Annotated in this window: 24 protein-coding genes; 13 read left to right on the top strand and 11 right to left on the bottom strand. The window is 46.8% G+C overall.

The genetic code is table 11. From position 1 onward, the window contains the following. The first annotated feature begins 86 nt into the window (after positions 1-86). The 5 genes from glpD to OVA33_RS20180 all read left to right on the top strand — a co-directional run bounded on the left by glpD (position 87) and on the right by OVA33_RS20180 (position 6035). Positions 87-1754, top strand: coding sequence for a glycerol-3-phosphate dehydrogenase (gene glpD / locus OVA33_RS20200; protein WP_014417285.1), 1668 nt, complete (start codon positions 87-89; stop codon positions 1752-1754). 139 nt (positions 1755-1893) lie between these two features. After that, a complete protein-coding gene (locus OVA33_RS20195; RefSeq protein WP_128974040.1) occupies positions 1894-3636 on the top strand; it encodes a phospho-sugar mutase in 1743 nt (580 codons plus the stop codon). 143 nt (positions 3637-3779) lie between these two features. Next, positions 3780-4886 carry a GAF domain-containing sensor histidine kinase gene (locus OVA33_RS20190; RefSeq protein ID WP_063636880.1) on the top strand — a complete coding sequence of 369 codons (1107 nt, stop codon included), beginning with the start codon at positions 3780-3782 and terminating at the stop codon, positions 4884-4886. Continuing rightward, the gene (locus OVA33_RS20185; protein WP_025649526.1) at positions 4858-5514 is read left to right on the top strand and encodes a response regulator; all 657 of its coding nucleotides are present in this window, start codon (positions 4858-4860) and stop codon (positions 5512-5514) included. Before OVA33_RS20190 ends, OVA33_RS20185 begins: the two co-directional genes overlap by 29 nt. Continuing rightward, positions 5511-6035, top strand: a complete 525-nt coding sequence (locus tag OVA33_RS20180; protein ID WP_025649527.1) for an NADPH-dependent FMN reductase — start codon at positions 5511-5513, stop codon at positions 6033-6035. Before OVA33_RS20185 ends, OVA33_RS20180 begins: the two co-directional genes overlap by 4 nt. A gap of 13 nt (positions 6036-6048) precedes the next feature. On the opposite strand, the gene OVA33_RS20175 is transcribed toward OVA33_RS20180, so the two are convergent. After that, positions 6049-6291, bottom strand: a complete 243-nt coding sequence (locus tag OVA33_RS20175; RefSeq protein WP_003155335.1) for a YhdB family protein — start codon at positions 6289-6291, stop codon at positions 6049-6051. Positions 6292-6482: 191 nt separating this feature from the next. Here OVA33_RS20175 and OVA33_RS20170 point away from each other — a divergent pair, with 191 nt between their 5' ends. Continuing rightward, on the top strand, positions 6483-6806 hold the full coding sequence (locus tag OVA33_RS20170) for a DUF3889 domain-containing protein (RefSeq protein WP_017417342.1): 324 nt from the start codon (positions 6483-6485) through the stop codon (positions 6804-6806). A 42-nt stretch (positions 6807-6848) separates the two neighbouring features. Here the strand turns inward: OVA33_RS20170 and OVA33_RS20165 are convergent, their stop codons facing one another. From OVA33_RS20165 to OVA33_RS20155, 3 genes are all read right to left on the bottom strand, one after another. Beyond that, positions 6849-8303, bottom strand: coding sequence for a peptidoglycan endopeptidase LytF (locus OVA33_RS20165; protein WP_025649528.1), 1455 nt, complete (start codon positions 8301-8303; stop codon positions 6849-6851). A 178-nt stretch (positions 8304-8481) separates the two neighbouring features. Then, the gene (gene nsrR / locus OVA33_RS20160; RefSeq protein ID WP_017417344.1) at positions 8482-8916 is read right to left on the bottom strand and encodes a nitric oxide-sensing transcriptional repressor NsrR; all 435 of its coding nucleotides are present in this window, start codon (positions 8914-8916) and stop codon (positions 8482-8484) included. Between the two features lie 132 nt (positions 8917-9048). After that, positions 9049-10563 (bottom strand): mechanosensitive ion channel, encoded by a 1515-nt coding sequence (locus OVA33_RS20155; protein WP_021494910.1) that lies wholly within the window; start codon positions 10561-10563, stop codon positions 9049-9051. 169 nt (positions 10564-10732) lie between these two features. Between OVA33_RS20155 and OVA33_RS20150 the strand changes: the two genes are divergently transcribed. After that, a complete protein-coding gene (locus OVA33_RS20150) occupies positions 10733-12139 on the top strand; it encodes a SpoVR family protein (protein ID WP_025649530.1) in 1407 nt (468 codons plus the stop codon). Positions 12140-12177: 38 nt separating this feature from the next. Here OVA33_RS20150 and OVA33_RS20145 read toward each other — a convergent pair whose 3' ends face one another. Beyond that, positions 12178-13557 (bottom strand): alkaline phosphatase PhoA, encoded by a 1380-nt coding sequence (locus OVA33_RS20145; protein ID WP_017417347.1) that lies wholly within the window; start codon positions 13555-13557, stop codon positions 12178-12180. A gap of 458 nt (positions 13558-14015) precedes the next feature. Here OVA33_RS20145 and OVA33_RS20140 point away from each other — a divergent pair, with 458 nt between their 5' ends. Further along, a complete protein-coding gene (locus OVA33_RS20140; RefSeq protein ID WP_014417294.1) occupies positions 14016-14840 on the top strand; it encodes a C40 family peptidase in 825 nt (274 codons plus the stop codon). Positions 14841-14904: 64 nt separating this feature from the next. On the opposite strand, the gene OVA33_RS20135 is transcribed toward OVA33_RS20140, so the two are convergent. Next, positions 14905-15783 carry a transcriptional regulator CitR gene (locus tag OVA33_RS20135; RefSeq protein ID WP_025649531.1) on the bottom strand — a complete coding sequence of 293 codons (879 nt, stop codon included), beginning with the start codon at positions 15781-15783 and terminating at the stop codon, positions 14905-14907. A 109-nt stretch (positions 15784-15892) separates the two neighbouring features. On the opposite strand from OVA33_RS20135, the gene OVA33_RS20130 reads away from it, so the two are divergent. The 4 genes from OVA33_RS20130 to OVA33_RS20115 all read left to right on the top strand — a co-directional run bounded on the left by OVA33_RS20130 (position 15893) and on the right by OVA33_RS20115 (position 21152). Beyond that, positions 15893-16996, top strand: a complete 1104-nt coding sequence (locus OVA33_RS20130; protein WP_025649532.1) for a citrate synthase/methylcitrate synthase — start codon at positions 15893-15895, stop codon at positions 16994-16996. 79 nt (positions 16997-17075) lie between these two features. Continuing rightward, on the top strand, positions 17076-17945 hold the full coding sequence (locus tag OVA33_RS20125; RefSeq protein WP_025649533.1) for an SDR family oxidoreductase: 870 nt from the start codon (positions 17076-17078) through the stop codon (positions 17943-17945). Between the two features lie 333 nt (positions 17946-18278). Beyond that, positions 18279-19682 carry a branched-chain amino acid transporter BcaP gene (locus OVA33_RS20120; RefSeq protein ID WP_014417297.1) on the top strand — a complete coding sequence of 468 codons (1404 nt, stop codon included), beginning with the start codon at positions 18279-18281 and terminating at the stop codon, positions 19680-19682. Positions 19683-19796: 114 nt separating this feature from the next. Then, the gene (locus OVA33_RS20115) at positions 19797-21152 is read left to right on the top strand and encodes a sodium-dependent transporter (protein WP_025649534.1); all 1356 of its coding nucleotides are present in this window, start codon (positions 19797-19799) and stop codon (positions 21150-21152) included. 36 nt (positions 21153-21188) lie between these two features. Here OVA33_RS20115 and OVA33_RS20110 read toward each other — a convergent pair whose 3' ends face one another. The 3 genes from OVA33_RS20110 to sigM are packed head-to-tail and all read right to left on the bottom strand — an operon-like array spanning position 21189 to position 23024. Then, positions 21189-21479, bottom strand: coding sequence for an anti-sigma-M factor (locus OVA33_RS20110; RefSeq protein ID WP_003155315.1), 291 nt, complete (start codon positions 21477-21479; stop codon positions 21189-21191). Beyond that, positions 21467-22543, bottom strand: a complete 1077-nt coding sequence (locus OVA33_RS20105) for an anti-sigma factor (RefSeq protein ID WP_087920756.1) — start codon at positions 22541-22543, stop codon at positions 21467-21469. Before OVA33_RS20105 ends, OVA33_RS20110 begins: the two co-directional genes overlap by 13 nt. Further along, a complete protein-coding gene (gene sigM, locus OVA33_RS20100) occupies positions 22533-23024 on the bottom strand; it encodes an RNA polymerase sigma factor SigM (RefSeq protein ID WP_003155312.1) in 492 nt (163 codons plus the stop codon). Before sigM ends, OVA33_RS20105 begins: the two co-directional genes overlap by 11 nt. A 240-nt stretch (positions 23025-23264) precedes the next feature. Here sigM and OVA33_RS20095 point away from each other — a divergent pair, with 240 nt between their 5' ends. After that, positions 23265-23864: a lysophospholipid acyltransferase family protein gene (locus OVA33_RS20095; protein WP_007409265.1), complete on the top strand. Its 600-nt coding sequence runs from the start codon at positions 23265-23267 to the stop codon at positions 23862-23864. A 45-nt stretch (positions 23865-23909) separates the two neighbouring features. On the opposite strand, the gene OVA33_RS20090 is transcribed toward OVA33_RS20095, so the two are convergent. Next, positions 23910-25244, bottom strand: a complete 1335-nt coding sequence (locus OVA33_RS20090; protein WP_007409264.1) for a hemolysin family protein — start codon at positions 25242-25244, stop codon at positions 23910-23912. Positions 25245-25305: 61 nt separating this feature from the next. Then, a complete protein-coding gene (locus OVA33_RS20085) occupies positions 25306-25731 on the bottom strand; it encodes a Cu(I)-responsive transcriptional regulator (protein WP_007409263.1) in 426 nt (141 codons plus the stop codon). Positions 25732-25776 lie beyond the last annotated feature (45 nt).

The following is a 25776-nucleotide window of genomic DNA, read 5'->3' as shown; positions in this document are numbered from 1 at the left end:
GGAGAGACCACAGCACCAAAGTGATGACATGCGCTTTGGCTGTTGTGGTCTCTTTTTCTATACCGTGACAACAAGGAGGAAACGTAATGATGAATCACCAATTTTCAAGTTTGGAACGGGATCATATGCTGGAAGACATGACTAAAAAAACATACGATCTGTTTATTATAGGCGGAGGTATTACGGGTGCCGGTACGGCGCTTGACGCAGCTTCAAGGGGAATGAAAGTCGCTTTGAGCGAAATGCAGGATTTCGCGGCCGGCACATCAAGCCGATCCACAAAGCTTGTCCACGGCGGTTTGCGTTATCTGAAGCAATTTGAAGTCAAAATGGTTGCAGAAGTCGGTAAGGAACGTGCCATCGTGTACGAAAACGGCCCGCACGTCACGACGCCGGAATGGATGCTGCTGCCGTTTCATAAAGGCGGCACGTTCGGTTCATTCTCTACTTCTATCGGCCTGCGTGTGTATGACTATTTAGCGGGAGTAAAAAAATCAGAGCGCAGAAGCATGCTGTCTGCTAAAGAAACGCTGCAAAAAGAGCCGCTCGTCAAAAAAGACGGCTTAAAAGGCGGAGGCTATTATGTAGAGTACCGGACGGACGATGCGAGACTGACGATTGAAGTCATGAAAGAAGCCGTTAAATTCGGTGCGGAGCCTGTCAACTATTCTAAAGTGAAAGAACTGCTTTATGAAAAAGGAAAAGTTGTCGGCGTTTTAATTGAAGATCTGCTGTCAGGCAAGGAATACAAAGTGTACGCCAAAAAAATCGTCAATGCGACAGGTCCGTGGGTCGACGAACTGAGAGAAAAAGACCACAGCAAAAGCGGAAAACATCTCCAGCACACAAAAGGGGTCCATCTCGTATTCGACCAATCCGTATTCCCGCTTAAACAGGCGGTGTACTTTGATACGCCGGACGGCCGGATGGTGTTCGCCATTCCGCGTGAAGGAAAAACATATGTGGGTACGACCGATACGGTTTACAAACAAAAACTTGAGCACCCGCGCATGACGGTGCAGGATCGCGATTATGTCGTCAGCTCCATCAATTATATGTTCCCGGAACTGAACATTACGGCGGACGATATTGAATCAAGCTGGGCCGGCCTCAGACCGCTTATTCACGAAGAAGGGAAAGACCCGTCTGAGATCTCCCGTAAAGATGAAATCTGGACATCTCAATCAGGCCTGATTACGATCGCCGGAGGAAAACTGACGGGCTACCGTAAAATGGCTGAGCACATTGTCGATCTTGTCCGCGACCGCTTGAAAGAAGAGGGCGGCCAGGACTTCGGCGGCTGCAAGACGAAGACGATGCCGATTTCCGGTGGACATGTCGGCGGCTCTAAAAACTTCGAGTCATTTGTGGAAGCAAAGACAAAAGACGGCTTGAAAATCGGTTTATCACAGGAAACCGCTAAGCAGTTAGCCATCAGATACGGCTCTAACGTTGAAAATGTATTCAGCCGGATTGAAGGCCTGAAAGATGAAGCGGAAAAACGCCAGATTCCGGTTCACATTCTGGCGGAAGCGGCTTACAGCATCGAAGAAGAAATGGCTGCGACACCTGCCGATTTCTTCGTCCGCAGAACGGGAAGACTGTTCTTCGACATCAAATGGGTGCAAACATATAAAACGGCCGTGATTGATTACATGAGCGACCGATTCCAATGGAATGACGCAACGAAAGAAAAACACACTGAGTGGTTAAATACGCTGCTGCACGACGCGGTTGTTCCGCTCGAACAATAATAACCGGAGGGCTGTGCCGAAAAGGCATGAGCCCTTCTTTTATCTTCTTACATAAAGCATTTGGTTAGGTTATCAAGTGACACGGGCAGCCGATTCATATTAAAATATGGTCATAAGCTGAAATTATAGGAGGACGAACATGAGTTGGAGTAAGAGCTACGAACGCTGGAATCAGGCCGAACAATTAGATTCAGAATTGAAAAAATTATTGGCGGACGCGGAAGGAAACGAGCAGCTGCTGGAAGATTTTTTCTACAAAAATCTTGAGTTCGGAACAGGAGGCATGAGAGGAGAAATCGGGCCGGGTACGAACAGGATGAATATTTACACGGTCCGCAAAGCATCCGCCGGACTTGCGGCGTATATCGCGAAACAGGGGGAAGACGCGAAAAAAAGAGGGGTTGCGATCGCATACGACTCCCGTCATAAATCTCCTGAGTTTGCGATGGAAGCTGCAAAAACCCTTGCTTCCCAAGGCATTCAAACATACGTATTTGATGAGCTCCGCCCGACGCCTGAGCTGTCTTTTGCGGTGAGAAAGCTGAACGCTTATGCCGGTATCGTCGTGACAGCCAGCCATAACCCGCCTGAATATAACGGATATAAAGTGTATGGCGATGACGGCGCACAGCTGCCGCCGAAAGAAGCGGACATCGTCATTGCGGAAGTGAATGCCATAGAAAATGAATTAACGATTCAAGTTGAAGATGAACAGTCGCTGAAAGAAAAAGGTTTGATTAAAATAATCGGTGAAGAAATTGATAAACCGTATACTGAAAAACTGACTTCCATCTCCGTACATCCCGAGCTTTCGGATGAAGTGGATGTCAGCGTCGTGTTCACTCCGCTGCACGGCACGGCAAATAAACCGGTACGCCGCGGTCTTGAAGCACTCGGTTACAAAAACGTCACCGTCGTAAAGGAGCAAGAGCTGCCGGACCCGGATTTTTCAACCGTCAAATCGCCGAATCCGGAAGAGCACGCGGCATTCGAATATGCCATTAAACTCGGAGAAGAACAAAATGCCGATATTCTCGTCGCTACGGACCCGGATGCCGACCGTCTCGGCATTGCCGTAAAAAACAGCGAAGGCAAGTACACAGTGCTGACGGGAAACCAGACAGGCGCGCTTTTATTGCATTACCTGCTTTCCGAGAAGAAAAAACAGGGCACCCTTCCTGAAAACGGTGTCGTCATGAAAACGATTGTCACGAGCGAATTGGGCCGCGCCGTCGCTTCATCGTTCGGGTTAGATACGATTGACACGCTGACAGGCTTCAAATTTATCGGTGAAAAGATCAAAGAATATGAAAAAACAGGCCAATACACGTTCCAGTTCGGGTATGAAGAAAGCTACGGCTACTTAATCGGCGATTTCGCGCGTGACAAAGACGCGATCCAGGCTGCGCTGTTAGCCGTCGAGGTATGCGCCTTTTATAAAAAGCAGGGCATGTCTCTTTATGACGCGCTGCTGTCCATTTTTAAAGAATACGGTTATTACCGTGAAGGTTTGAAGTCATTGACGTTAAAAGGAAAACAGGGAGCAGAGCAGATTTCCGCTATCCTGACTTCATTCCGAAACGATCCGCCGAAGCAGATGGCCGGAAAACAAATCACGCAGGCTGAAGACTATTCAACGGGAAAACGGACTGTATTTGCCGATCATCGTGAAGAAGATATTGATCTTCCGAAGTCAAATGTCCTGAAATATTTCCTTGAAGACGGCTCTTGGTTCTGCCTTCGTCCATCGGGAACGGAGCCGAAAGTGAAGTTCTATTTCGCCGTGAAGGGAAGTTCTTTACAAGACAGCGAACAGCGTCTTGCCGCATTATCTGAAGCCGTCATGAAAACGGTGGATGGCATAGTGGAAAATACGAAATAAACAACAACCGCCGGAAGCGACATCCGGCGGTTTTTTTTACGTCTCATCCGAAAGTATGAGGAAAATTCATGCTGAAAACAAAGGAATATACAGAAAAGAATTGATATAATATGGATAATTCTGATTGGCCGGAGTGAGGGAAATTGACGAAAACGACGGTAGAAACGTTAAAAACGTTAAAAGCGATTGCGGAAACCTTAAACCAAAGCCACGATTTAAAGGAAGCGCTTGATAAAGTGCTCCGCGAACTGCTCAGCCTGACCGGGCTGCAGACAGGGTGGATTTTTCTGATTGAGCCGGACGGGTCTTATACGCTCGCCGCATCCGCTTATTTACCGCCGGCTCTCGGTCAGCGGGAAAATGCACTCATGTGCAGCGGGGAATGCTATTGTCTGACCAAATTCAGCAATGGCGGATTGACAAAGGCCGTAAACATAATGAATTGTAAACGGATTGAATTTGCGGAACAGACGACGAACTGCCGCGATACGGAGGGCATTACCCATCATGCGACCGTACCGCTTGAGGACGGCGGCCGGAAGTTCGGTTTATTAAACGTCGCCGCAAGTGAAAAGACATTTTTCAACGAAGAAGAACTGCATCTGCTTGAAGCGGTTGCATTTCAAATCGGAACGGCGATCCAGCGGATGAAATTGGCCGAATTTGAGCAGCAGAACGCCCTGTTGATGGAACGAAGCAGACTTGCGCAAGAGCTGCATGATTCCGTCAATCAGATGCTGTTTTCTGTCAGCTTAACGGCAAAAGCCGCAAAGAGCTTTACAGATGATGATCGGCTCCGGCAGATGATTATGTTTATTCAAGAGCTGTCTCAGGATGCGCTAACAGAAATGAGGGCGCTTATTTGGCAGCTGAAGCCGGAAAGTTTGACGAAAGGGCTGTATGCGTCGATCAAAAGCTATGCCGCTCTCATCGGCCTGGAAGCCGTTTGTGAAATGGAGGATGAGCTGGAGCTTACAGATGAACAGGAACACGCGCTTTGGCGGATCGCCCAGGAAGCCTTGAATAACTGTAAAAAGCATGCGGGAACGGACCGGGTTATCATTTCCGCCGTTAAAAAGCCGGATTGCGCTGAGCTTCACATCAGCGACCGTGGAGCGGGCTTCAGCGCTGATGTGCATGCTGTGCTCCCATCGCTCGGCGTGGCCGGCATGAAAGCGCGGGCTGAAGCGATCGGAGGCCGCTTTACACTGCAATCCGAGCTTGGCGCCGGAACGAATTGTGATTGCTGATGATCATCATGTTGTCCGCAAAGGACTGCGCTATTTCTTCGCCACTCAGGAAGACATTGAAGTTGTCGGTGAGGCGTCCACCGGTGCTGAAGCGCTTCAGCAAGCTGAAAAGACGGAGCCGGACATCATTCTGATGGATTTATCAATGCCTGATATGGACGGCATAGAAGCGGCAAAAATTGCGGCTGAACGATTTCCGGACATCAGTATCGTCGTTTTGACGAGCTATTCTGATCAGGAGCACGTCATTCCCGCCCTTAAAGCCGGCGCAAAAGCGTATCAGCTGAAAGACGCTCAGCCCGATGATTTAGTGAAAACGCTCCGGGAAGTGTATTCCGGACGTTACCGGCTGTCGGCGGATATTGTGCCTCACGTGCTGACCCATATGGTTCAGGATGATCAGGATAAGGAAAAATATTATCAGCTGACCCCCCGTGAAAAAGATGTTCTTCAAGAAATAGCCAAAGGAAAAAGCAATAAGGAAATTGCGGCGGCACTGTTTATTTCAGAAAAAACAGTGAAGACCCACGTGTCCAACCTGCTGTCAAAGCTGAATCTTTCCGATCGGACGCAGGCGGCATTGTATGCGGTAAAATATAATGTTTTTGGAAAGGCGGTAAAATCATGAGCATATTAGTGATCAGCGGCACACCGAGAAAAAACGGGCGGACTAGAATTGCCGCTTCTTATATCAGAGATCGGTTTCATACCGATTTTATTGATTTGAGCGAAAGTGAACTGCCGCTTTATAACGGTGAAGAAGAACAGAATGAGCTGCCTTCAGTGCAAAAGTTAAGGCAGCAGGTGAAAAAGTCGGCGGCCGTCGTCTTATTATCTCCCGAGTATCACAGCGGCATGAGCGGCGCTTTAAAAAACACCATCGATTTTTTAAGCAGCGATCACTGGGCATACAAACCGGTGGCCATCATTGCCGCGGCGGGCGGAGGAAAAGGAGGCATGAACGCGCTGGCGAATATGCGGACGGTCATGCGGGGCGTCTATGCAAATGTCATCCCGAAACAGCTGGTCTTAGACCCGATTCACATCGACATGGAGCGCCGGACCGTATCTGAGGATATGGCGGTCAGCCTGAAAGCCATGATCGAAGAGCTGAATATGTTCACAAACACAAGAAATCCCGGCGTCTGACGCCGGGATTGTTTTATGTCAGCATGGCTAATTGATCTTCATAAGCGAGTTCTGTCGCATGATCAATATACCCGAGTAGGGAATACAGCTCTTTTTCAAGCACCGCATGATCGTATTCGAAATGATACGCGTGCAGAAAGTGCTCAATACGCTTTGATAATAAATCATCTTTTGTACGAACCATCAAAATTAATAAATTGTCCCATTGAGACCGGTGTGTGTAATACAAGGCTTTATCATAATCGGCATGATCCATCTTACGCTTCTCCTTTCAATGAGAAGTTCTCCGTTAGTTTATGCCGCCGAAGCCCGGATGCAACGGGGGAAAACTTGGTGTCCTTATCATTGCGGCATAGCAATATGAGGGAGACATAAAATAAAACCGCATATCCGTCTCTTCTTTGGACACGCTAAGATTGACAAAAAACGACTCAGGAGAACATAAAGATGAAATCCCTTCCATTTGCGCTTGCCCTCTTTTTTTGCGGCATTCTCATTGCCTCTATCGCTGAAAAAGGGCATACAGAACACCTCGATCCGTCAGTTGAAAAATGGGAACAGCTCGCATGGAACCAGCTTGAACGTGAATACAAGGGGGCCGAGCTTACCGATTATTCGTACATGGGCCGTACAAAAGTGAACCGGGAACAGACGAAAGACGTGTTTCGCGTAACGGTGCAAACCGCAAAAGAAACGTTTTCATCCCGTGCTGAAGTGTATTTCCATCCCGTAACAAAACACGTGATCAGCATCAATATTTTCAGACTGTAAAAAAGCTGCACAGCCTTATGCGGCCGTACAGCTTATCAGATATCAGAAGAAACGTTTTGCGCCGAGGTAGCGCTGTTTCCAATAGGAGTTGTTCATGCTGGAAATAACGACACCCGAATCGTTGGCATTAATAAACTGGCCGTTCCCGAGATAAATACCGACGTGGGAAGGTCCGGCTTTATAAGTTGAGAAAAAGACAAAGTCACCGACCGCCGGCTGGCTGACTGATGTCATCGTATTCCAGTAGCCTGCGGCTGAAAGTCTGGATACAGAAGTGACCTTATTGAGAACGTAATAAATGAAACCGCTGCAGTCAAAGCCTCTCGGCGTCGTCCCGCCCCATACATACGGTACGCCCAGCTGAGCTTTTGCGGCATCGATCATTACATTAATCTTCGCGCTTGTTGAACCTGTGCCGCCTGTGCTGCCGGACTGATTCGGTGTCGTGTTTGTCTGCTGCCCGGTAATCGTCAGTTTCTGTCCGATTTGAAGAACATCTGTTTTCAGATTGTTTTTCTCGCGGATCTGCTGGGCGGTTACATTGAACTTTTGGGCGATCACCCATAAAGAATCCCCGCTTTTCACGGTATATGTAGTGGTTTTCCCTGTATTTCCGGATTGGTTCGGAGCTGACGGTGAAGACGAAGAGCCGGAAGAAGACGTTTTGGTCAGCTTCAGCACTTGTCCGACCCGCAGCATGTCTGACGTCAGTTTGTTGATGCTTCTGATTTGCTGAACCGTCATATTGTATGCGTTTGCGATTTTCCAGAGTGAGTCTCCGCTTTTTACTGTATAGGAGGACGTTTGCGTCTGGTTTTTATTTTGGTTTGAATTGTCTTTTGCCGGCGTGTTTCCCGAAGAAGACGTTCCTTTTGTTTTCAGGACTTGGTTTACGTAGATCGTATCCGTTTTTAAGTTGTTTAATACTTTGAGTTCCGCAATGGTCATATTGACGCTGTTTGCGATCTTCCATAGGGAATCGCCGAGTTTTACTTTATAGGTCCCGGAAGATGATGACTGATTTTTGCTGCTGTTTGAGCTGCTGCCAGGAGCGGTTTTTTTCTGATCGGTGCTTGAGGAAACTTTCCCCGTCACTTGCAGCTTCTGTCCGGCGCGGATTAAGTCGCTTGTCAGACCGTTCAATTTTTTCAGTTCCTGTACGGACATTTTAAAATCAGATGCGATCAGCCACAGCGAGTCTCCGCTTTTCACTGTATAAACGCTTTTAGTCGTGCCGCTGTTCTTTGAAGATTGCTTTTTGCTGCCGGAATCTGATTTGCCGTTAGGAATGTTGAGCGTCTGCCCGATAGAAAGAACGGTGGATTTTAGATGATTCGCTGATGTAATGGCATCCACGCTTGTATTGTAGTTTTGGGCAAGCTTCCATAATGAATCTCCGCTTTTAACCTTAATCGTTTGTGCTTCTGCCGGTGTTACAGCTAACGCAGACCCGACGATCGCAGATGCAGTCAAACCGACCGCTACCTTTTTTTTCATAGTGAATCTCCCTTTTCCTGCGATAATTTTTCTATCCCCATTCGTTGCAGCCGCAAGGTGAGGATATCAGTAATGATAATCTTTATATCGGCACTTGTCTGCAATCGTTTATCATATTAATAGAAATAGTCCTTTTTTCTTATGCCGGCATAAAAAAAGAAGGAATGCGGACATTCCTTCAGCTTCTGAGCAGTCTCATAATCTCCTCTTTGTTTTTGACCAGATCCCTTAACGTATATTTGTCTAAAACGGCCAGGTAAGCTTGCAGGGCTTCATTCAGAAGGTTCTTTAAGTTGCAGGCGGGAGATATGATACAGAGATTTTTTTTGGTGTCAAAGCATTCTACGATGTTAAAGTCGTCTTCTGTATTTCGAACGACTTCTCCAATGTTTATGTCTTCCGGTGTCATTCCTAATCGGATTCCGCCTCCCCGGCCCCGGATCGTTTCGACATATCCGAGCTGTCCGAGGCGGTAAATGACTTTCATGAGGTGGTTTTTAGAGATGGAATAAGTATCTGCGATTTCTTTTATGTTGGAAAGTTCGTCGGAATGTCTGGAAGCCAAAAAAATTAAAACGCGTAAAGAATAATCGGTATAGTTCGTTAATTTCATAGAATGACCTCGAAAAAAGAGATTTTGCTTCTGTTACAGTCTATCATATATGAATTTAAAATAAAAAAAAAGGAATTTGTCCCTTTAACTCAAAAAAAAACGTGCGCTCCTTCTGAGCACACGTTTTTTTCGTTAAGACATCGGCGGCTTACGATCGTCAGCCGATTGATGTTTTTCAATTTTGCGATCCAATTTTGCGAGATAACGGGAGGCGAATTCTTTTCCGCCAAGACCGAATGAAAGTCCGAAGGCAAGCGCGAAACCGCCCAGAATCAGAATAAACGCGGCATTTACGATCGTGTCGGCGACACCGAGCTGATCCAGCGCCATAAAGATTGAAAGAGTGATAATGGTATATTTCGCAAGCGGCGCCAGGAATCTGAATTCCTTTCCGCTCAGCATGCCGGCAAGCAGCCTGCTGACGAGCTGTCCGGCCAAAAGCCCGATTCCGAGAATAAATACAGCGGCCAGAACATTAGGCAGGTAAGCGATAATACCGGTTGCGATAACGACGAGAAATTCGAGATGGACAAGCTGCAGCGCCTCTGCGGTAAAGAGCAGGACGATGATGATCTGAACAATCATGCCGACCGTCTGAGAAAGCGTCAGCTTCGGGGTACCCGCCTGTTCAAAGCCCATTTTACCGAGAAGAGAGTCGAAACCGCCCCGGTGCAAGAGTCCGGATACAATGCTGTTGACCCATTTTCCGATCCAGATGCCGGCGATGATCAGCACGATACCGATGATGATATTAGGGAGCATTGTGAAGACCGTGTGCAGCATGGCTGACGCCGGTTCAGAAATACCCGCGACATCAAGCCGGTCAAGCGCAGAAATGATCACCGGAATGAAAATCAGCACGTAGACAATCGTTCCGATGATTGCCGACAGGCTTGTATCCTTCAGATAAATAGAAAGCCCCATACGTGCGGCAAGCCTTTCCGTGCCGATACTCGCCAGAAAGTTTGTGACGATATCACGGACGAGACGGGCAACAAGCCAGCCGATTAAAACAATCAGCGCCGCGGCGAATAATTTCGGTATAAAGGACAAAACGCTTTGGATCATATTTGTAAACGGCCCTGATACTCCGCTGATTTGGAGAGCAGCCAAGACGCCGGGCAGGAACAAGAGCAAGACGAAGTAAAAAACGATTCGTGAAGCGGCCGTAACGGATCTGCTCATCTCCGCTTCTTCAGAAACCATTGTCCATTTTCTGAGCCGGCCGTTTTCAGCAAGTTTCATGCCCGCTTTTTTGACGAGATAGCTGAAAAGCGAAGCGGCCGCCCAGCCCAACAGCAGAATCAGGCCGGCTTTTAAAATGCTCGGCACAGCCGCCGTTATCGCTGACAGCATGCTGACAAAAGGCGAAGCCACGGTTGTCAGATGCAGAATGTTAAAGAATAGAATAAAAACGATGATTAATGCGATAAAATAAATGACTTTACTGATGACTTTTTCTGAGGAATAGCGCGCCGGCTTTTTTTCGGCGAACAGCCTGTCGTCGATTTTTGTTTTTTGCAGGCCTTTGTATACGGCTTTTTCAATGATTTTGGCAATGCCCCAGCCGATAAGCAGGACGAGCAGTGCAATGATCAGATTCGGGAGTTTGCTGAGATACGTCGTAAGCATGTCTGCTGTATTCAAGTAGAATCGCTCCTTTTCTTTTTGGGGTATGGTGTGTGTTTTACCCACTTACATATAAAGCAAACGGGGCGGATGTGCCGAAAGTTTTCAGCCGGAAACCGGTCTGTTATTTCATCTTTTGAGAGGAGGGGTCATACATTATAAATAAGTCCAAGTAGGGGGGATTCGGTTGAACGCGGAGGAGACAAAAGGTTTACAGCGGGCAATTGAGGAAATAACCGACATTGCCAAGGGTTTCGGCCTTGATTTCTACCCGATGAGATATGAAATTTGCCCGGCTGAAATTATTTATACATTCGGCGCGTACGGCATGCCGACGAGATTCAGCCACTGGAGTTTCGGCAAACAATTTCACAAGATGAAACTCCATTATGATCTCGGTTTGAGCAAAATTTATGAACTTGTCATTAATTCCAACCCTTGCTACGCTTTTTTGCTGGACAGCAATTCGCTGATCCAAAATAAATTAATTGTAGCCCATGTTCTTGCCCATTGTGATTTTTTCAAACATAACTGCCGCTTTCAAAATACGAACCGGGACATGGTTGAGAGTATGGCGGCTGCGGCGGAGCGGATTAAGCATTATGAAAGAATGCACGGGATAAAAGAGGTGGAGTCCTTTTTAGATGCCATTCTGGCGATTCAGGAGCATATCGATCCGTCGCTCGTCAGGCCGAAGCTGCTGTGGAGCGTCGATGACGAAGAGGAGGACGAAGAAGAAACCGCGCCATCGCCTTACGATGATTTATGGGGAATGGATAAGCCGAAGCAGGTGAAAAAGAAAAAAGGGAAAAAACCGTTTCCGCCCCGGCCGGAAAAAGATATTCTGCTGTTTATCGAAGAACATTCGCGGGAGCTTGAACCGTGGCAGCGTGACATTTTAACCATGATGAGAGAAGAAATGCTGTATTTCTGGCCGCAGCTGGAAACGAAAATCATGAACGAAGGCTGGGCATCTTATTGGCATCAGCGGATTATCCGCGAGCTTGACCTGACTTCAGATGAAGCCATCGAATTTGCGAAGCTGAACGCAGGCGTCGTTCAGCCGTCAAAAACGGGAATCAACCCGTATTATTTAGGGCTGAAAATTTTTGAGGACATCGAAGAGCGTTATGACAACCCGACAGATGAAATGAAAAAATCAGGAGTAAAGCCCGGTTCCGGCCGCGAGAAAATGTTTGAGGTCAGGGAAATTGAATCGGATATATCATTTATCCGCAATTATTTGACGAAAGATCTCGTGATGCGTGAGGATTTGTATTTATTCCAAAAACAGGGCAGGGACTATAAAGTGATCGACAAAGAATGGAAGGCCGTGCGCGACCAGCTCGTGAACATGCGGGTCAACGGGGGATTTCCTTATCTGACCGTCAATGACGGGGATTACCTGAAGAATAATGAGCTTTATATTAAACATTGGTATGAGGGAATTGAGCTTGATCTGAAATATTTGGAGAAAGTGCTGCCGTATCTGTACCAGCTGTGGGGCAGGAGCGTGCACATCGAATCTGTTCTTGAAGACAGAGAAGTGATGTTTTCGTATGACGGCAAAGGAGTGCACCGGAGATATCTGTAAAAGAAGAAAGGATGCGGGGAAACCCCCGCATCCTTTTTTTATTTTCCGTGTTTCAGGATGTGAAAGATCTTTTTGGCCTGGTCCGTGTTGTTTAAAAGCCCCGTAAATGACTCTCTTCCCGGACCGTATGCGTAAACGGGAACTTCTTCGCCCGTATGATCGCCGGTTGTCCAGCCGCTGTTGGTTTTTGCATTAAAGAGCTTAATGATCGCTTTGTAGACGCTCTTGTCAGCGTCCTGTTTTGCGGCCGTTTCGATCTGTTTGATTTCAGCTTTTGACCATTTCAGGTCTGTATAACGCGCAAGCACGGAAGATACGGATTTGCCCGCTTTGATTTGGTCAGCCATAAATGCCGGGGTTTTTTTGGCGGCAAGAATCGGTTCAACATGCCAGTTTTTATCGTCATTCGCGCCGATCGTCAATCCGCCGGTGGTATGATCGGCCGTGGCAACGACAAGCGTATGTTTGTCCTTTTTGGCAAATGCGATCGCTGCTTTATACGCTTTTTCAAAATCCTTCATTTCGCTCATTGCGCCGACTATATCATTGTCATGTCCCGCCCAGTCAATTTGGCTGCCTTCGACCATTAAGAAAAACCCTTTTTTATTCTTGTTCAGCCTGTCGATCGCTGCCGTTGTCATGTCTTCTAATGAAGGGACGGCGTTTGAGCGGTCGATTGCTTTGTCGAGTCCGCCATCGGCAAACAGGCCGAGAATCTTCTTGTTACGATCCTTTTTGAGCTCCTGTTTTGATGTAACGTAGCTGTATCCCGCTTTTTTGAAATCCTTTGTTACATTGCGGTCTTTACGGATAAAGTTTGATTTGCCGCCTCCGAGGAGCACATCGACTTTCTGTTTTCCGTTGATGCGGTCATCAAAGTAGCTGCTTGCGATGTCATCCATATTTTTTCTGGATTTGTTATGGGCTCCGAATGCCGCAGGAGTGGCGTGGGCAATCTCCGAAGTTGCGACAAGTCCGGTGGATTTGCCTCTTTGTTTCGCTTCTTCGAGGACGGATTTTACCCGCTTTCCTTTTTTATCGACTCCGATCGCCGCGTTATACGTTTTCACGCCTGTGGCCATTGCCGTGCCTGCCGCCGCGGAATCGGTAATATTGGAATCAGGATCGTCAGGGTAAGTCATCATCATACCGGTGAGATTGGGGTCGAATGCCGTCAGTTTCATGCCATCCGAAGGCTTTCCTTTGTTAATGACCGAACGGTAGGCGTTCATATAGGGAGCGCCCATTCCGTCGCCGACCATGAAGATGACGTTTCTGATCTCGTTTTTGTCAGGCTGTTTTTTTGCCGCAGCCTGTTCGGAGTGCTGAAGCCCCGCGCCCGCAATCAGACCGGCTGTCAGCACGGATACGGCTGCCGCCGGCAGAAGTTTTGATCGAACCTGTTTAAATAGACTCATTCTCACTCGTCCTCCTTTAATCTTGTCTGCATGTCTAATGGTAGGGGATGTTTGTAAAGAGCGCCTGTTCCTCCTGTAAATTTCAGGTGAAACATTGTTAGAAATGTAAATTCCGGTGTAACTTATGTTTTCAAGAAAGAGTGAAAACCATTCACTTTTTTGAAAAAGACGAGGATTTTTTTAACAAGGGGTTATTTGGAAAATAAACTGCTTTGTTTTTCCAAAATACGAGGATCACAGGAAAAAAACATGACAAATTGACTCATTTTTCGTCACGTTTGAAATCAAATTGAAATATTTAATACCCTTAAAAACTTTTTTTAAAAACGAATTAGTAAGAAATTTGTCACGGGAAGTCAAGTCTATTTCTAGTGGAAATTGAACCTTATAATAGGAAACAGATAAAAACTTTAAAAAAGAGACACATAAAATAGATAGAATCATTCGGGGAGGAAAACATGAAAAAGCAACTTGTTACAGCAACAACGGCAGTGGTTTTGGGGACGACTTTGTTTGCGGGCGCGGCATCTGCGCAAACGATTAAGGTAAAAAAAGGCGATACATTATGGGGACTTTCAAATCGGTACGGAACGTCAATTAATTCCATTAAATCTGAGAACAAATTAAAATCGGATATCATTTACATCGGCCAGACGCTTTCGATCAACGGTAAATCATCTTCAGGTTCAAATTCGGGCAGCAAGTCATCATCGTCTACATATAAAGTCGTAAAAGGCGACAGCCTTTGGAAAATTGCGAATAAATATAAAATGACGGTAAACCAATTAAAAAGTTTAAACGGTTTAAAAACGGACCTGATCCGCATCGGACAAGTTCTTAAAGTAAAGGGATCAACTTCCGGTTCAACGTCTTCAGGATCTTCGTCATCAAAGCAGCCTTCATCCAGCCATAATGCTGCACAGACGAGCCTGAATGTAAACAAGCTGATTTCTGATGCGCAATCTTTAATCGGCACGCCGTATGTATGGGGCGGAACAACGACTTCCGGCTTTGACTGCAGCGGATTTATCTGGTACCTGTTAAACAAACAGACGAGTGTCGGCAGAACAAGCACTGCGGGATACTGGAGCTCAATGAAGAGCGTGTCCAGCCCGTCAAGAGGAGACTTCGTCTTCTTTACAACATATCAGGCCGGCCCTTCACACATGGGTGTGTACATCGGAAACAACAAGTTCATCCATGCCGGTTCTGACGGCGTCACAACAAGTGATCTGAATAACAGCTACTGGAAACCTCGCTACCTTGGCGCGAAAAGATTCTAGCAGCGATAGAAACCCGTTCATCAGAACGGGTTTTTTATTTAGACGGGACAGAGCTCCATTTGTTTCACCTAAAATGAAAATGTGATAAAAAATCTAAAAAGGTTTTCTTTTTTTCATTTTCATAGAGGGCGATGGCGTACGCGCCCGCGCTCGGCATCTGGGCGAATTCGCACGGAATTTCAATCATGCTGCCTGCGGCGAGTTCGGCCCGTACCGCTGACAGCGGCAGAAATGAGACACCCAGCCCCTCTTTAATAAATCGTTTCGTAATATGCGTCTGTGTCACCTTCATTGTCCTGACGAAAGGGAACTGTATTCTGACCTGGCGGAGCAAATCATCCCAATAGTCAGGGTGGTTATGGGTCAAAAGCAGATATTGTCCGAACAGGTCTTTCACTTCATCCGCCTTCCCTGTCCCGGGTTTTCGGCCGGGCGGCGCGACGAGGACAACGGGGTCATTGTACAGGGGGCGGCAAGTGAGGGAAGATGATTGCACCTTTAAGCAGCTCAGTCCGATATCGGCTGAGCCGTTTCTGATTTGAGAGGCGATTTCTTCCGATTCGAAAATGGTGACCGTCATTTCGGTTTCTTTATTGTCCTCTGTATAACGCTTCATGACAGACGGGAGAACGGTGTCGGCGATAAGCGGCGAAACAGCGAGTGTCAGTGTGTGCGAGTAGCCCTGGCGCACCCTGTGCAGCTCCGCCATGCTGTTTTCATAGTCTTCCAAAAGCCTCATGGCAAACGGCACGTATGCTTTTCCTTCTTCCGTCAATTGTATTTTCCGGCCGCTTCGCTGAAACAGCTTGCAGCTGATTTCTTTCTCTAATAATTTTATATGAACGGTGACGGTCGGCTGAGATAAAAAAAGCGTTTCCGCCGTTTTTCTGAAATTCTCATATTTTGCCGCGGTGACGAAGGTGTGAAGCCATTTAAAATCCATAGATGCACTCCTCTGATTAAAAGTTTTAATTAATTCCCTTAAAAATATTCATTATTTTTTAAATATTATATTTACTATAATAACAGAAAGAGGATAAGGGGGAATGAAATTGATTTATCGTGGATTGAAAGGGATTACTTGTGCAGAAACGGCTATCAGCCACATTGACGGAGAAAAGGGGCATTTAATATATCGCGGCTATGATGCGAAGGATATCGCGCTGCAATCCAGTTTTGAAGAAGCGGCGTATCTCATTTTGAACGGGGCGCTTCCTGATGAGCGGCAATTGCTTGCGTTTCAGGAAGAACTTGCAGCCGAGCGCGGGCTTCCGAAACATTTGATCGGCTTACTGGAAACGCTTCCGGATGAAATGGACGACATGGCGGTGCTGAGAACGGCTGTTTCAGGTTTGGGCACAGATTCATTTACATATCCGCCCAAGCCGGAAGAAGCGATTAAACTGATTGCCGTCACACCGACGATTATTGCGTACAGATACCGCCGTAAACAAGGGAAGGAAGCGTTGTCACCTGAGGCGCGATACGGACACGTTGAAAACTATTTGTATATGCTGACAGGCAGGCAGCCGTCCGCAGCCCAAAAGAAAGCGCTTGAGACGTATATGATTCTGGCGATGGAGCACGGGATGAATGCATCGACTTTTTCAGCGAGAGTCACCGTATCGACTGAATCGGACTTAGTGTCTGCCGTCACTGCCGCACTGGGTACGATGAAAGGGCCGCTGCACGGAGGCGCGCCTTCAGGCGTCACGAAAATGCTTAAAGACATCGGAGAAAAAGAAAATGCAGAAGCGTATTTGACAGCGAAGCTTATGAGGGGAGAACGCCTGATGGGCTTCGGGCACAGGGTGTACAAAACAAAAGACCCGCGGGCGGAGGCGCTGCGCATAAAGGCTGAAGAAGTGGCGGGAAATGATCCGTCGCTTGACTTGGCGCTTTATGTGGAGAAGGAAGCCATCCGCTTGTTAGAGCAATATAAGCCCGGACGGAAGCTGTATACGAATGTGGAGTTTTACGCAGCGGCTGTGATGCAGGCCATTGATGTCGACAATGATTTATTTACGCCGACCTTTTCAGCAAGCAGAATGGCAGGCTGGTGCGCACATGTGCTTGAACAGTCCGCTGACAACATGATTTACAGGCCGTCTGCGAAATACACCGGCGCTTTTCCCGAAACGGCTCAGCAGCTTTAATTACCGGCATATTTGTCCGTTTAACTCCCCGCACTGCGTGGTATCGTCTCAGTAATACCAATTGCAGGAGTGTGAGAATATGAATCCGATGGACAGACAGACGGAAGGACAAAAGCCGCAGGTGCAAAATCGCCAGCCCGGCATTGAGTCAGACATGGAGCCAAAACCGCTCTTGGAGGACCCGGATGTAAAAGGATCGGGCAGATTAAAAGGAAAAGTCGCCGTCATCACGGGCGGAGACAGCGGCATCGGCGCAGCGGCTGCGATCGCTTACGCGAAGGAAGGGGCGGATCTTGCCATCCTGTACCTAGACGAACATGCCGATGCCGAGAGAACGAAAAAGCGTGCGGAAGAATACCAGGCCGATTGCCTGTTAATTCCGGGAGACGTCGGTGATGAGGCGCATTGTCAGAAGGCGGTCCGGCAAGTCTTAGATCACTACGGAAAAATAGATATTCTCGTTAATAATGCGGCTGAGCAGCATCCGCAAAACGGGATTCTTGATATTACAGCTGAACAGCTGGAGAAGACATTCCGTACAAACATGTTTTCTATGTTTCATATGACAAAAGCCGTGCTGCCTCATCTCAAAAGAGGGAGCGCCATCATTAATACAACGTCGATTACCGCTTATCAGGGAGACACATCATTGATCGACTATTCGTGCACGAAAGGCGGCATCGTTTCCTTTACTCGTTCAATGGCGATGTCATTGGCCGATCAGGGGATCAGAGTAAATGCGGTGGCCCCTGGCCCGATCTGGACCGCCCTGATTCCGGCAACGTTTACTGAAGAAAAGGTGGAAAAGCATGGTCTGGACACTCCGATGGGAAGACCGGGACAGCCTGCGGAACACGCCGGAGCTTACGTGCTTCTGGCTTCAGACGAATCTTCCTATATGACGGGGCAGACCATTCACGTAAATGGCGGCAGATTTATTTCAACATAATACGCAAGTCTTATCCCGCGCTTTTAAAAAGGGCGGGATTTTTATTTGAACGTACATATGAATACGATTTTAAAAAAATAAAAGTCGCCAGCTGAATCACTAATGTTAATATTTCACAGTGGAAAATCCGCTGAGTTCTGTTTCATGAAAACTAAAAATAATATATAGAATTTTCAAAAAAGTTATTTTCATTTTTATATTTTTCGCTATAATATGATGTAGGAGAAAGGAATGATGTGCTGAAACATTTCATGCGAAAAATAAGAATTTAGTCATTATTGCAATTGTTATCTGAATATTCTAACATATATTGGTTTACAAGGAGTGAAGCAGATGAAGGGGAGCGTATTCAGAAAGAAAAGCATTCAGGACCTGCTTGCCGCAACAGGCGGGGAAAAGTCGCTGAAAAGAGAGTTAGGGGCCTTTGATTTGACCCTTCTGGGGATAGGGGCCATCATCGGAACGGGGATTTTTGTATTAACCGGAACAGGCGCTGTCACGGCGGGGCCGGGGCTGACCGTTTCATTTGTCATCGCCGCTCTTGCGTGTTTATTTGCGGCTCTGTCCTATGCCGAATTTGCTTCAAGCGTCCCGGTTTCAGGTTCCGTCTACACGTTTACTTATGCGACACTGGGTGAACTTCTCGCGTTTATCATCGGATGGGATTTAATCTTGGAATATATGCTCGCCGTCAGCGCGGTTTCGGTCGGGTGGTCCGGCTATTTTCAATCATTCTTGGCGGGCTTCGGCATTCATCTTCCGACCGCATTAACGGCCGCGCCGGGATCCATTAAAGGCACGGTCACATTCTTTAATCTCCCCGCATTTGTTATCGTGCTTGCGATTACATTCCTCCTCTACTTAGGCATTAGGGAATCGAAGCGGGTCAATAATATTATGGTCATTTTGAAGGTTCTGGTTGTTCTATTGTTTATCGCCGTTGCGGCCGTATATGTCAAACCTCACAACTGGCAGCCGTTTATACCGATGGGGTTCGGCGGTGTTTTCAGTGCCGCGGCGCTCGTTTTCTTCTCTTTTATCGGTTTTGACGCCGTCTCTTCCGCCGCTGAAGAAACGAAAAATCCGGCAAAGGATCTGCCGAAAGGAATTATCTTTTCATTAATCGTCTGCACTGTGCTGTATGTGACCGTATCGGCGATTATGACGGGCGTCGTTCCGTTTGCCCGCTTTGAAGGCGTTGACCATCCCGTGTCTCTCGTCCTGCAGATGGCAGGACAGAATTGGGTGGCCGGGATTATTGATATCGGCGCAGTGTTGGGGATGACAACGGTGATGCTCGTCATGCTGTACGGCCAGACGAGGGTGATGTTTGCCATGTCCCGTGACGGTTTGGTACCGGGGGCGCTTTCAAAAGTCCATCCGAAGCATAAAACGCCGCACGTGGTGACATGGGTGTTCGGCATCCTGTCAGCATTACTCGGTTCGCTCGTCCCGCTTGATGAACTGGCGAAGCTGGTGAACATCGGCACGCTTGCCGCGTTTGTCCTGATTTCCGTGGCGGTTATCGTATTGAGAAAGAAACAGCCTGATCTGCCGAGGGCTTTTAAATGTCCGGGGGTTCCCTTTATTCCGATATTGTCCATTCTGTTCTGCGTGTTTTTGATTATTAACCTCGGCGCCACCACCATATTCCGTTTCTTTATCTGGCTGATCATCGGTCTGGTGATTTATTTCTTATATTCGAGAAAGCATTCGAAATTAAACGGGGATTTGTAAGGAGCGGCACCCGCCGCTCCTTTTTATTTTTCGGAATAATGAAACATATTGAAATGGGCTTAAGTTATCGCAGCGAATAAGGGATAATATAGGGCGGAAGGGAAGTGGAAAGTCGTGTCTGACCAAAAAAGGGTTCAATGGGCCTCGAAAATAGGATTTATTATGGCCGCTGCCGGTTCGGCGATCGGTCTGGGAGCCATTTGGAAGTTCCCTTACGTAGCGGGTACGAACGGAGGAGGCGCTTTTTTTCTTTTATTCGTCCTCTTTACCGTGCTTTTAGGCTATCCGCTTTTGCTCGGTGAATTTATTTTCGGAAGACGGAGCCAGACAAATGCGATTGATGCCTACAAACAAGCCGCGCCGAAGTCGGTATGGCACCTCACGGGTTATGTGGGTGTGGCGGCCTGTTTTTTAGTTTTGTCTTTTTACAGTGTTGTCGGCGGGTGGATTTTGCTTTATGTGTTAAAAGCTGTTACGGGTTCTTTATCCGGGCTCACTCAGGAGCAGTACGGAACGGTGTTCGGGACGGTCATTGAAAATCCGATCCAGACTCTCGCCGCGCAGCTTGTATTTATGATCTTGACCGTGGCGGTCGTCGCAAAAGGCGTGCAGAAAGGGATTGAACGTGTCAGTGCGGTGCTGATGCCGGTTTTATTCGTGCTGTTTCTATTGCTTGTGCTGCGATCAGTCACGCTCGATCATGCCGTTGAGGGGATTAGATTTTTATTGGTTCCGCACTTTGAAGATTTGACGCCGGAATCCATCCTATATGCTTTAGGACAGGCGTTTTTTACATTAACGCTCGGTGTTTCGGTCATGGTGACATACAGTTCGTATCTGCCGAAAACCCAAAATCTTCCGGGTTCGGCGGGTTCCATTGTTTTGATGAATGTGCTCGTCACGCTGTTTGCGGGACTGGCCATTTTCCCGGCGGTTTTTTCGTTCGGCTTTAAACCGGATGAAGGGCCTACACTGCTGTTTACCGTGCTGCCGGCTGTGTTTGACCGGCTGCCGTTCGGCTCGCTGTTTTTTATCAGCTTTTTGGCTGTCTTTTTCTTCGCCGCTCTGACTTCGGCCTTTTCGATGGTGGAAATTATCGTGGCGACTGTCGGGAAAGGTGATGAAACGAAAAGAAAGAAGCTGTCGTGGACAAGCGGTTTGCTCATTTTCTTAGTCGGAATTCCGTCCTGTTTATCATACGGTGTTCTCGGTGATGTTCATTTGTTCGGAAAAACGTTTTTTGATCTTGCGGATTTCACCGTCAGCAATGTGCTGATTCCGCTCGGCGCTTTATTAATATCAATCTTCGTCCCGCTGAAAATACCGAAGCAGGAGCTGTTTGCCGAGATGAAAAGCGGTTCCGCCATCGGCTATCGTTTCTTTCAGGTGTGGTATTTCCTTTTGAAATATCTCGTGCCGCTGGCTATCATCGTCGTATTGCTGCATTTAATCGGCGTTCTTTCGTTTTAAAAAAACAGGCCCCCGTAAAAGGGCCTGTTTTTATGTTTAAAAACCGAATTGCAGATTCGTATCAACCGCAACGATCGTATATACACAGACAATGACGAACAGATTGAGAATGACACCGAGCAGTCCCGGGCCCGTCCGTCCTTTTTTAATAAACAGCTCAATGATGCCGAACGGCACGGCGGCCATCGCAAACGGCAGCATCTGATAAGAATAGAAAGTCACATTGCTGATGATTGCCACGTTCAAAAGCAGCAGCGACAAAATCGCGGTACCGACTGATATCCAGCCGAAAACATTATGCTCTTTAAAAATTCTTACCAATTCCATAATTCCACCTCACCGATGTTTGCTGCTTTTACTGTTTTGTTTTTCAGCAGACGTTCGATTTCTTTTGTCGGCCCCGTCACGACAGAGCCGTATACGTTCATTCCGTGATGTTCAACATAGTCGATTCGGCTGCCCAGATTCATGTCTTTGCGTTTCGATATTGCATGCGCCCATTTTTTATGGCGGGACATAAATTCAAGGGCATTGATAAATTGTTCACGGTCTGTCTGTCCTTGCGTTTCGAAAGAGGACACCATCTTAGAATCTTTCCCGGGAAATCCTAACGGCTCGGCATAAGGACTGTCTTTCAGATTTTTCTCCGTTTCGACCGCATTCCATAAAAACTTCACATCGTATTTTTTAAAAGTTGAATATACTTGAGAAGAAGGGTAGGCCCGGTCATAAGAAAGATAGACCTCCGCCACGCTTCCTTCAGGCAATTTTTTTAATGTCTGACCGGCTTTTTCAATCGTGCGTTCCTTTAAGCCGGAAGGATGGGCGAAATAATGCTTTGCCTGTGCCGCGTCTAGATCATAGTAGTTAACGGCAGGCGATTTGACCGTATCTAAAAACATTTCAATCCGTTCTCCGCCGACGGATTTCGTTTTTGTGCCGATCTGCTTTTGCAGCGGAAATTCCGTATTCATTCCAAACAGCTTCACCTGGCTTTTCAGTCCGGAGGTATCGACGAGGACGTTCGGCATTGTGGTCGCCACCGTCACTGCCGCGGTCTCCATTAATTGATTGCCGGTGCTTTCCTTTCCTCCCAGACCGTAATAGAGGTAGCTTCCCAAAGTGCAAAGCGGCAAAATCATCAAAGTGGAGATGACGGCGAGAACTGAAATCCGCAAATACGATTTGCGTTTTCCGTATGATAAAATGGCCTTCTGTTTTTCCGGGCTGATGCCGACGTCCCATTCCCGATCGTCCTGCATTTCGCTTTCAATCAATTCCTGATAGACTTCCAGCTTTTCCAGCTCTTCTTCAAAGGCGGCCATTTCCCGGTCGCTCATTTCTCCATTTTTGTATTGGTAAAAACGCTTTTTAAATTCTTCATTCATCATTAACACCTCTATTATAAAGTGCTTTCAGCCGCTGTCTGGCACGAAATAAAACACTTTTAAAATTAGCCTCTGAAATATTCATAATATGGGATGCTTCTTTGTAATTCAGTTCTTTTAAATAATACAGTGTTAAGGCCTCCCGATAATTGTCGGGAAGTTCGGACATATACCCTGTCAGCACTTCCTTGATTTCAATCTGATGAGCCGGGCTTTGAACAGCCGTCTGAAAAAGGCTCCCAATTAAGTCATCGGAAATGGTCACTTCCTTTTTATGTTTTCTGACATAATCTATAAACGCATTTCTCGCCACTTGAAAAAGCCATGGCTTTACTTTGCTGTGGTCGTAGGAGTGAATGTGTATGTATGCCCTCATAAAGGTTTCCTGCAGCAAATCTTCAGCGAGATGCTTGTCTTTTGTCATGGAGAGCAGGAACCGGTAAACATCATTCATATACATTTGGTAAATTTCATCGATCGTCACTGCCTTTTCTCCCCTCTATGTTATACACGCATAAGAAAGGTTTAAAGTTGCACGTTCCATGCAAACGGCTTAAATTCATTTTCACCTCATCAAACACCATTTCTCTATAGTACCCAAAATCCGTCATAAAAGATAGAGATCGGCGGAGGAAAAATATAATTATTAGTACCAGGTAATAAAAAATATTGTTATAATAGAGAGAGAGAACACTTTTGATCATTACAACAAAGGAAGTGCGTTATGTATAAGTTTTGTGCAAATGCCATCAAATGCATTCTATCCCTGCGCGGAGGAGTGAAAGTGTACAATAAAGAGAATCTTCCGTCTGATAAAGGATTCGTTATCGCGTGCACGCATGCGGGCTGGGTGGACGTCCTCACGCTCGGTGTCGGGATATTGCCCCATCAGATTCATTATATGGCGAAAAAAGAGCTGTTTCAGAAAAAGTGGATCGGACGTTTTTTGAAGAAGATTCACGCGTTCCCGGTTGACCGTGAAAATCCGGGCCCGAGCAGCATTAAAACGCCGATTAAGCTTCTGAAGGAAGGAAAGATTGTCGGGATTTTTCCGAGCGGCACGAGAACTTCTGAAGACGTCCCGCTGAAAAGAGGGGCCGTGACCATCGCCCAAATGGGGAAAGCGCCGCTCGTTCCGGCCGCATATAAAGGGCCGTCTACGGGAAAAGCGCTGTTTAAAAAGGGAAAAATGCGGCTTATCATCGGCGAGCCGATTTTTTTGGAGGACTTTTCCGATCTTGCGCCGAAGGAGAGGCTTGCGGCCATGACAGAAGAGCTGAATGCCAGAATTAAAGAGCTTGAGAAAAAACTTGAACAACTGTAAATGAAAAAAAGCTTGCCGTCTGTATCAGACGCGCAAGCTTTTTTGTTATGCTTCTTTTTGTTCGGCGGTTTCCAGCAGTTCATCAAACGCCAGTTTTTTCACTTCGATATATGCGACGTGGTGGCCGTCAATTTCATTAATGATAAATTCGCAGCCTTCTTCGATAATCGAGTCGTATTGTTCGACGTCGTATTTCTGGGTAAGGAACCAGCCGCCGATGGTGTCGACCTCGTCATTTTCTAAATGGATGCCGAGGAGTTCGTTCACTTGATCAATCAGGACCTTGCCGTCAAGCATGTAATGGCCGTCGCCGAGTTTGCGGATTTCATTGATTTCATCGATATCAAATTCATCACGGATTTCCCCGACGATTTCTTCAATAATGTCTTCAACGGTGACAAGCCCCGCGGTTCCGCCGTATTCATCCGACAGAATCGCCATATGAACCCGTTCCTTCTGCATTTTTACAAGCAGATCGTGAATCGGTGCCGACTCAATCACATGGATGATCGGATTGACAAAATCCGTAATCGGCGAGTCGACTGATACTTCGCCGCTGATGCAGGCGGTCAGCACTTCTTTAATGTTAATAACGCCGATAATATTATCTTTGTCACCCTCTTCGACAGGGTACCGGGTATATTTTTCAATCTGAATGATGTCCATCATTTCAGAGATTTTGATATCATGCGGCAGACTGACGATTTCCGTACGCGGAATCATGATTTCTTTTGCAAGTCTGTCGTCAAATTCAAAGATTTTGTTCACATATTTAAATTCAGACTGGTTGATTTCACCGCTTTTATAGCTTTCCGATAAAATAATGCGCAGCTCTTCTTCAGAGTGGGCAAGCTCATTTTCAGACACCGTCTCCAGACCGAACGCCTTCGTTAAAAGACGGGCGGAGTTGTTCAGAAGCCAGATAAACGGGAACATGATGCGGTAAAACCAAATGAGCGGTTTCGAAAACAGCATTGAAACGGCTTCCGCTTTCTGGATGGCGACTGTTTTCGGCGCCAATTCTCCCACGACCACGTGTAAGAATGTAATGATCGCATAGGCGAGAATAAATGAAATAATATGCGATAATGAGCTTGGTACGTTTATCTTTGTGAAAAGCGGATGAAGCAAGCGTTCAATCGTTGATTCGCCTAAGACACCAAGACCGATGGAAGTCAATGTTATGCCGAGCTGGCACGCCGATAAATACTCATCTAAATGCGTGGTCACTTTTTTGACACCGATTGCGGCTTTATTTCCTTCTGCTATAAGCTGGTCAACCCGTGAGCCTCTGATTCTGATTATCGCAAACTCAGATGCTACGAAAAATGCCGTCAGCGCGATTAAAACCGCGACTAAAATCAAATTCACAATGTCCAATTAGAACCTTCACTCCTTTTGGGAAGATGAAGGTAACACCTCCTGTTAGTAAGATAATGGTTTAACTTAACAGCAGCATAAATGATTGAAGCACTGCAAGCTTTTCTGGAGCCAGCCTTTTTTTCAGCTGGGCGCGCTCCTCTGGTTCAAGCTTTTCAAACCGATTCAAGATCACGGAGATGTTTTGATTCATGTGATCAATTTCCGATGCCAGATTTCCAATATCGTCAGGCAGGGCTGAAGAGGGAAACTGGTTCTCCAGTCGATCTTTTATATCAGACAGGGCCAATCGCTGCTTTTTACAAGCGACTATAAACTTTAACCGATTAAGTGCAAGTGTATCGTAGTAACGATAGTTCGAACAAGACCTGTCAGGCTTTAAAAGCCCGAGGTTTGTGTAGTAATCCACCGTGCGTTTCGTTACACCGGCAAGCTCTGCTAATTCACTGATGCGATAAGTCTCAGCCCCATCTAAATCCCTCCCCAACCATCACGTTATAGTTATGAGAATAGTTTAATATATGAAGGGGAG

The sequence above is a fragment of the Bacillus sp. KICET-1 genome (assembly GCF_027721405.1).
Classification (GTDB): domain Bacteria; phylum Bacillota; class Bacilli; order Bacillales; family Bacillaceae; genus Bacillus; species Bacillus velezensis.
The sequence above is the reverse complement of the archived record's forward strand: the minus strand, read 5'-3'. Positions and strand labels throughout refer to the sequence as shown.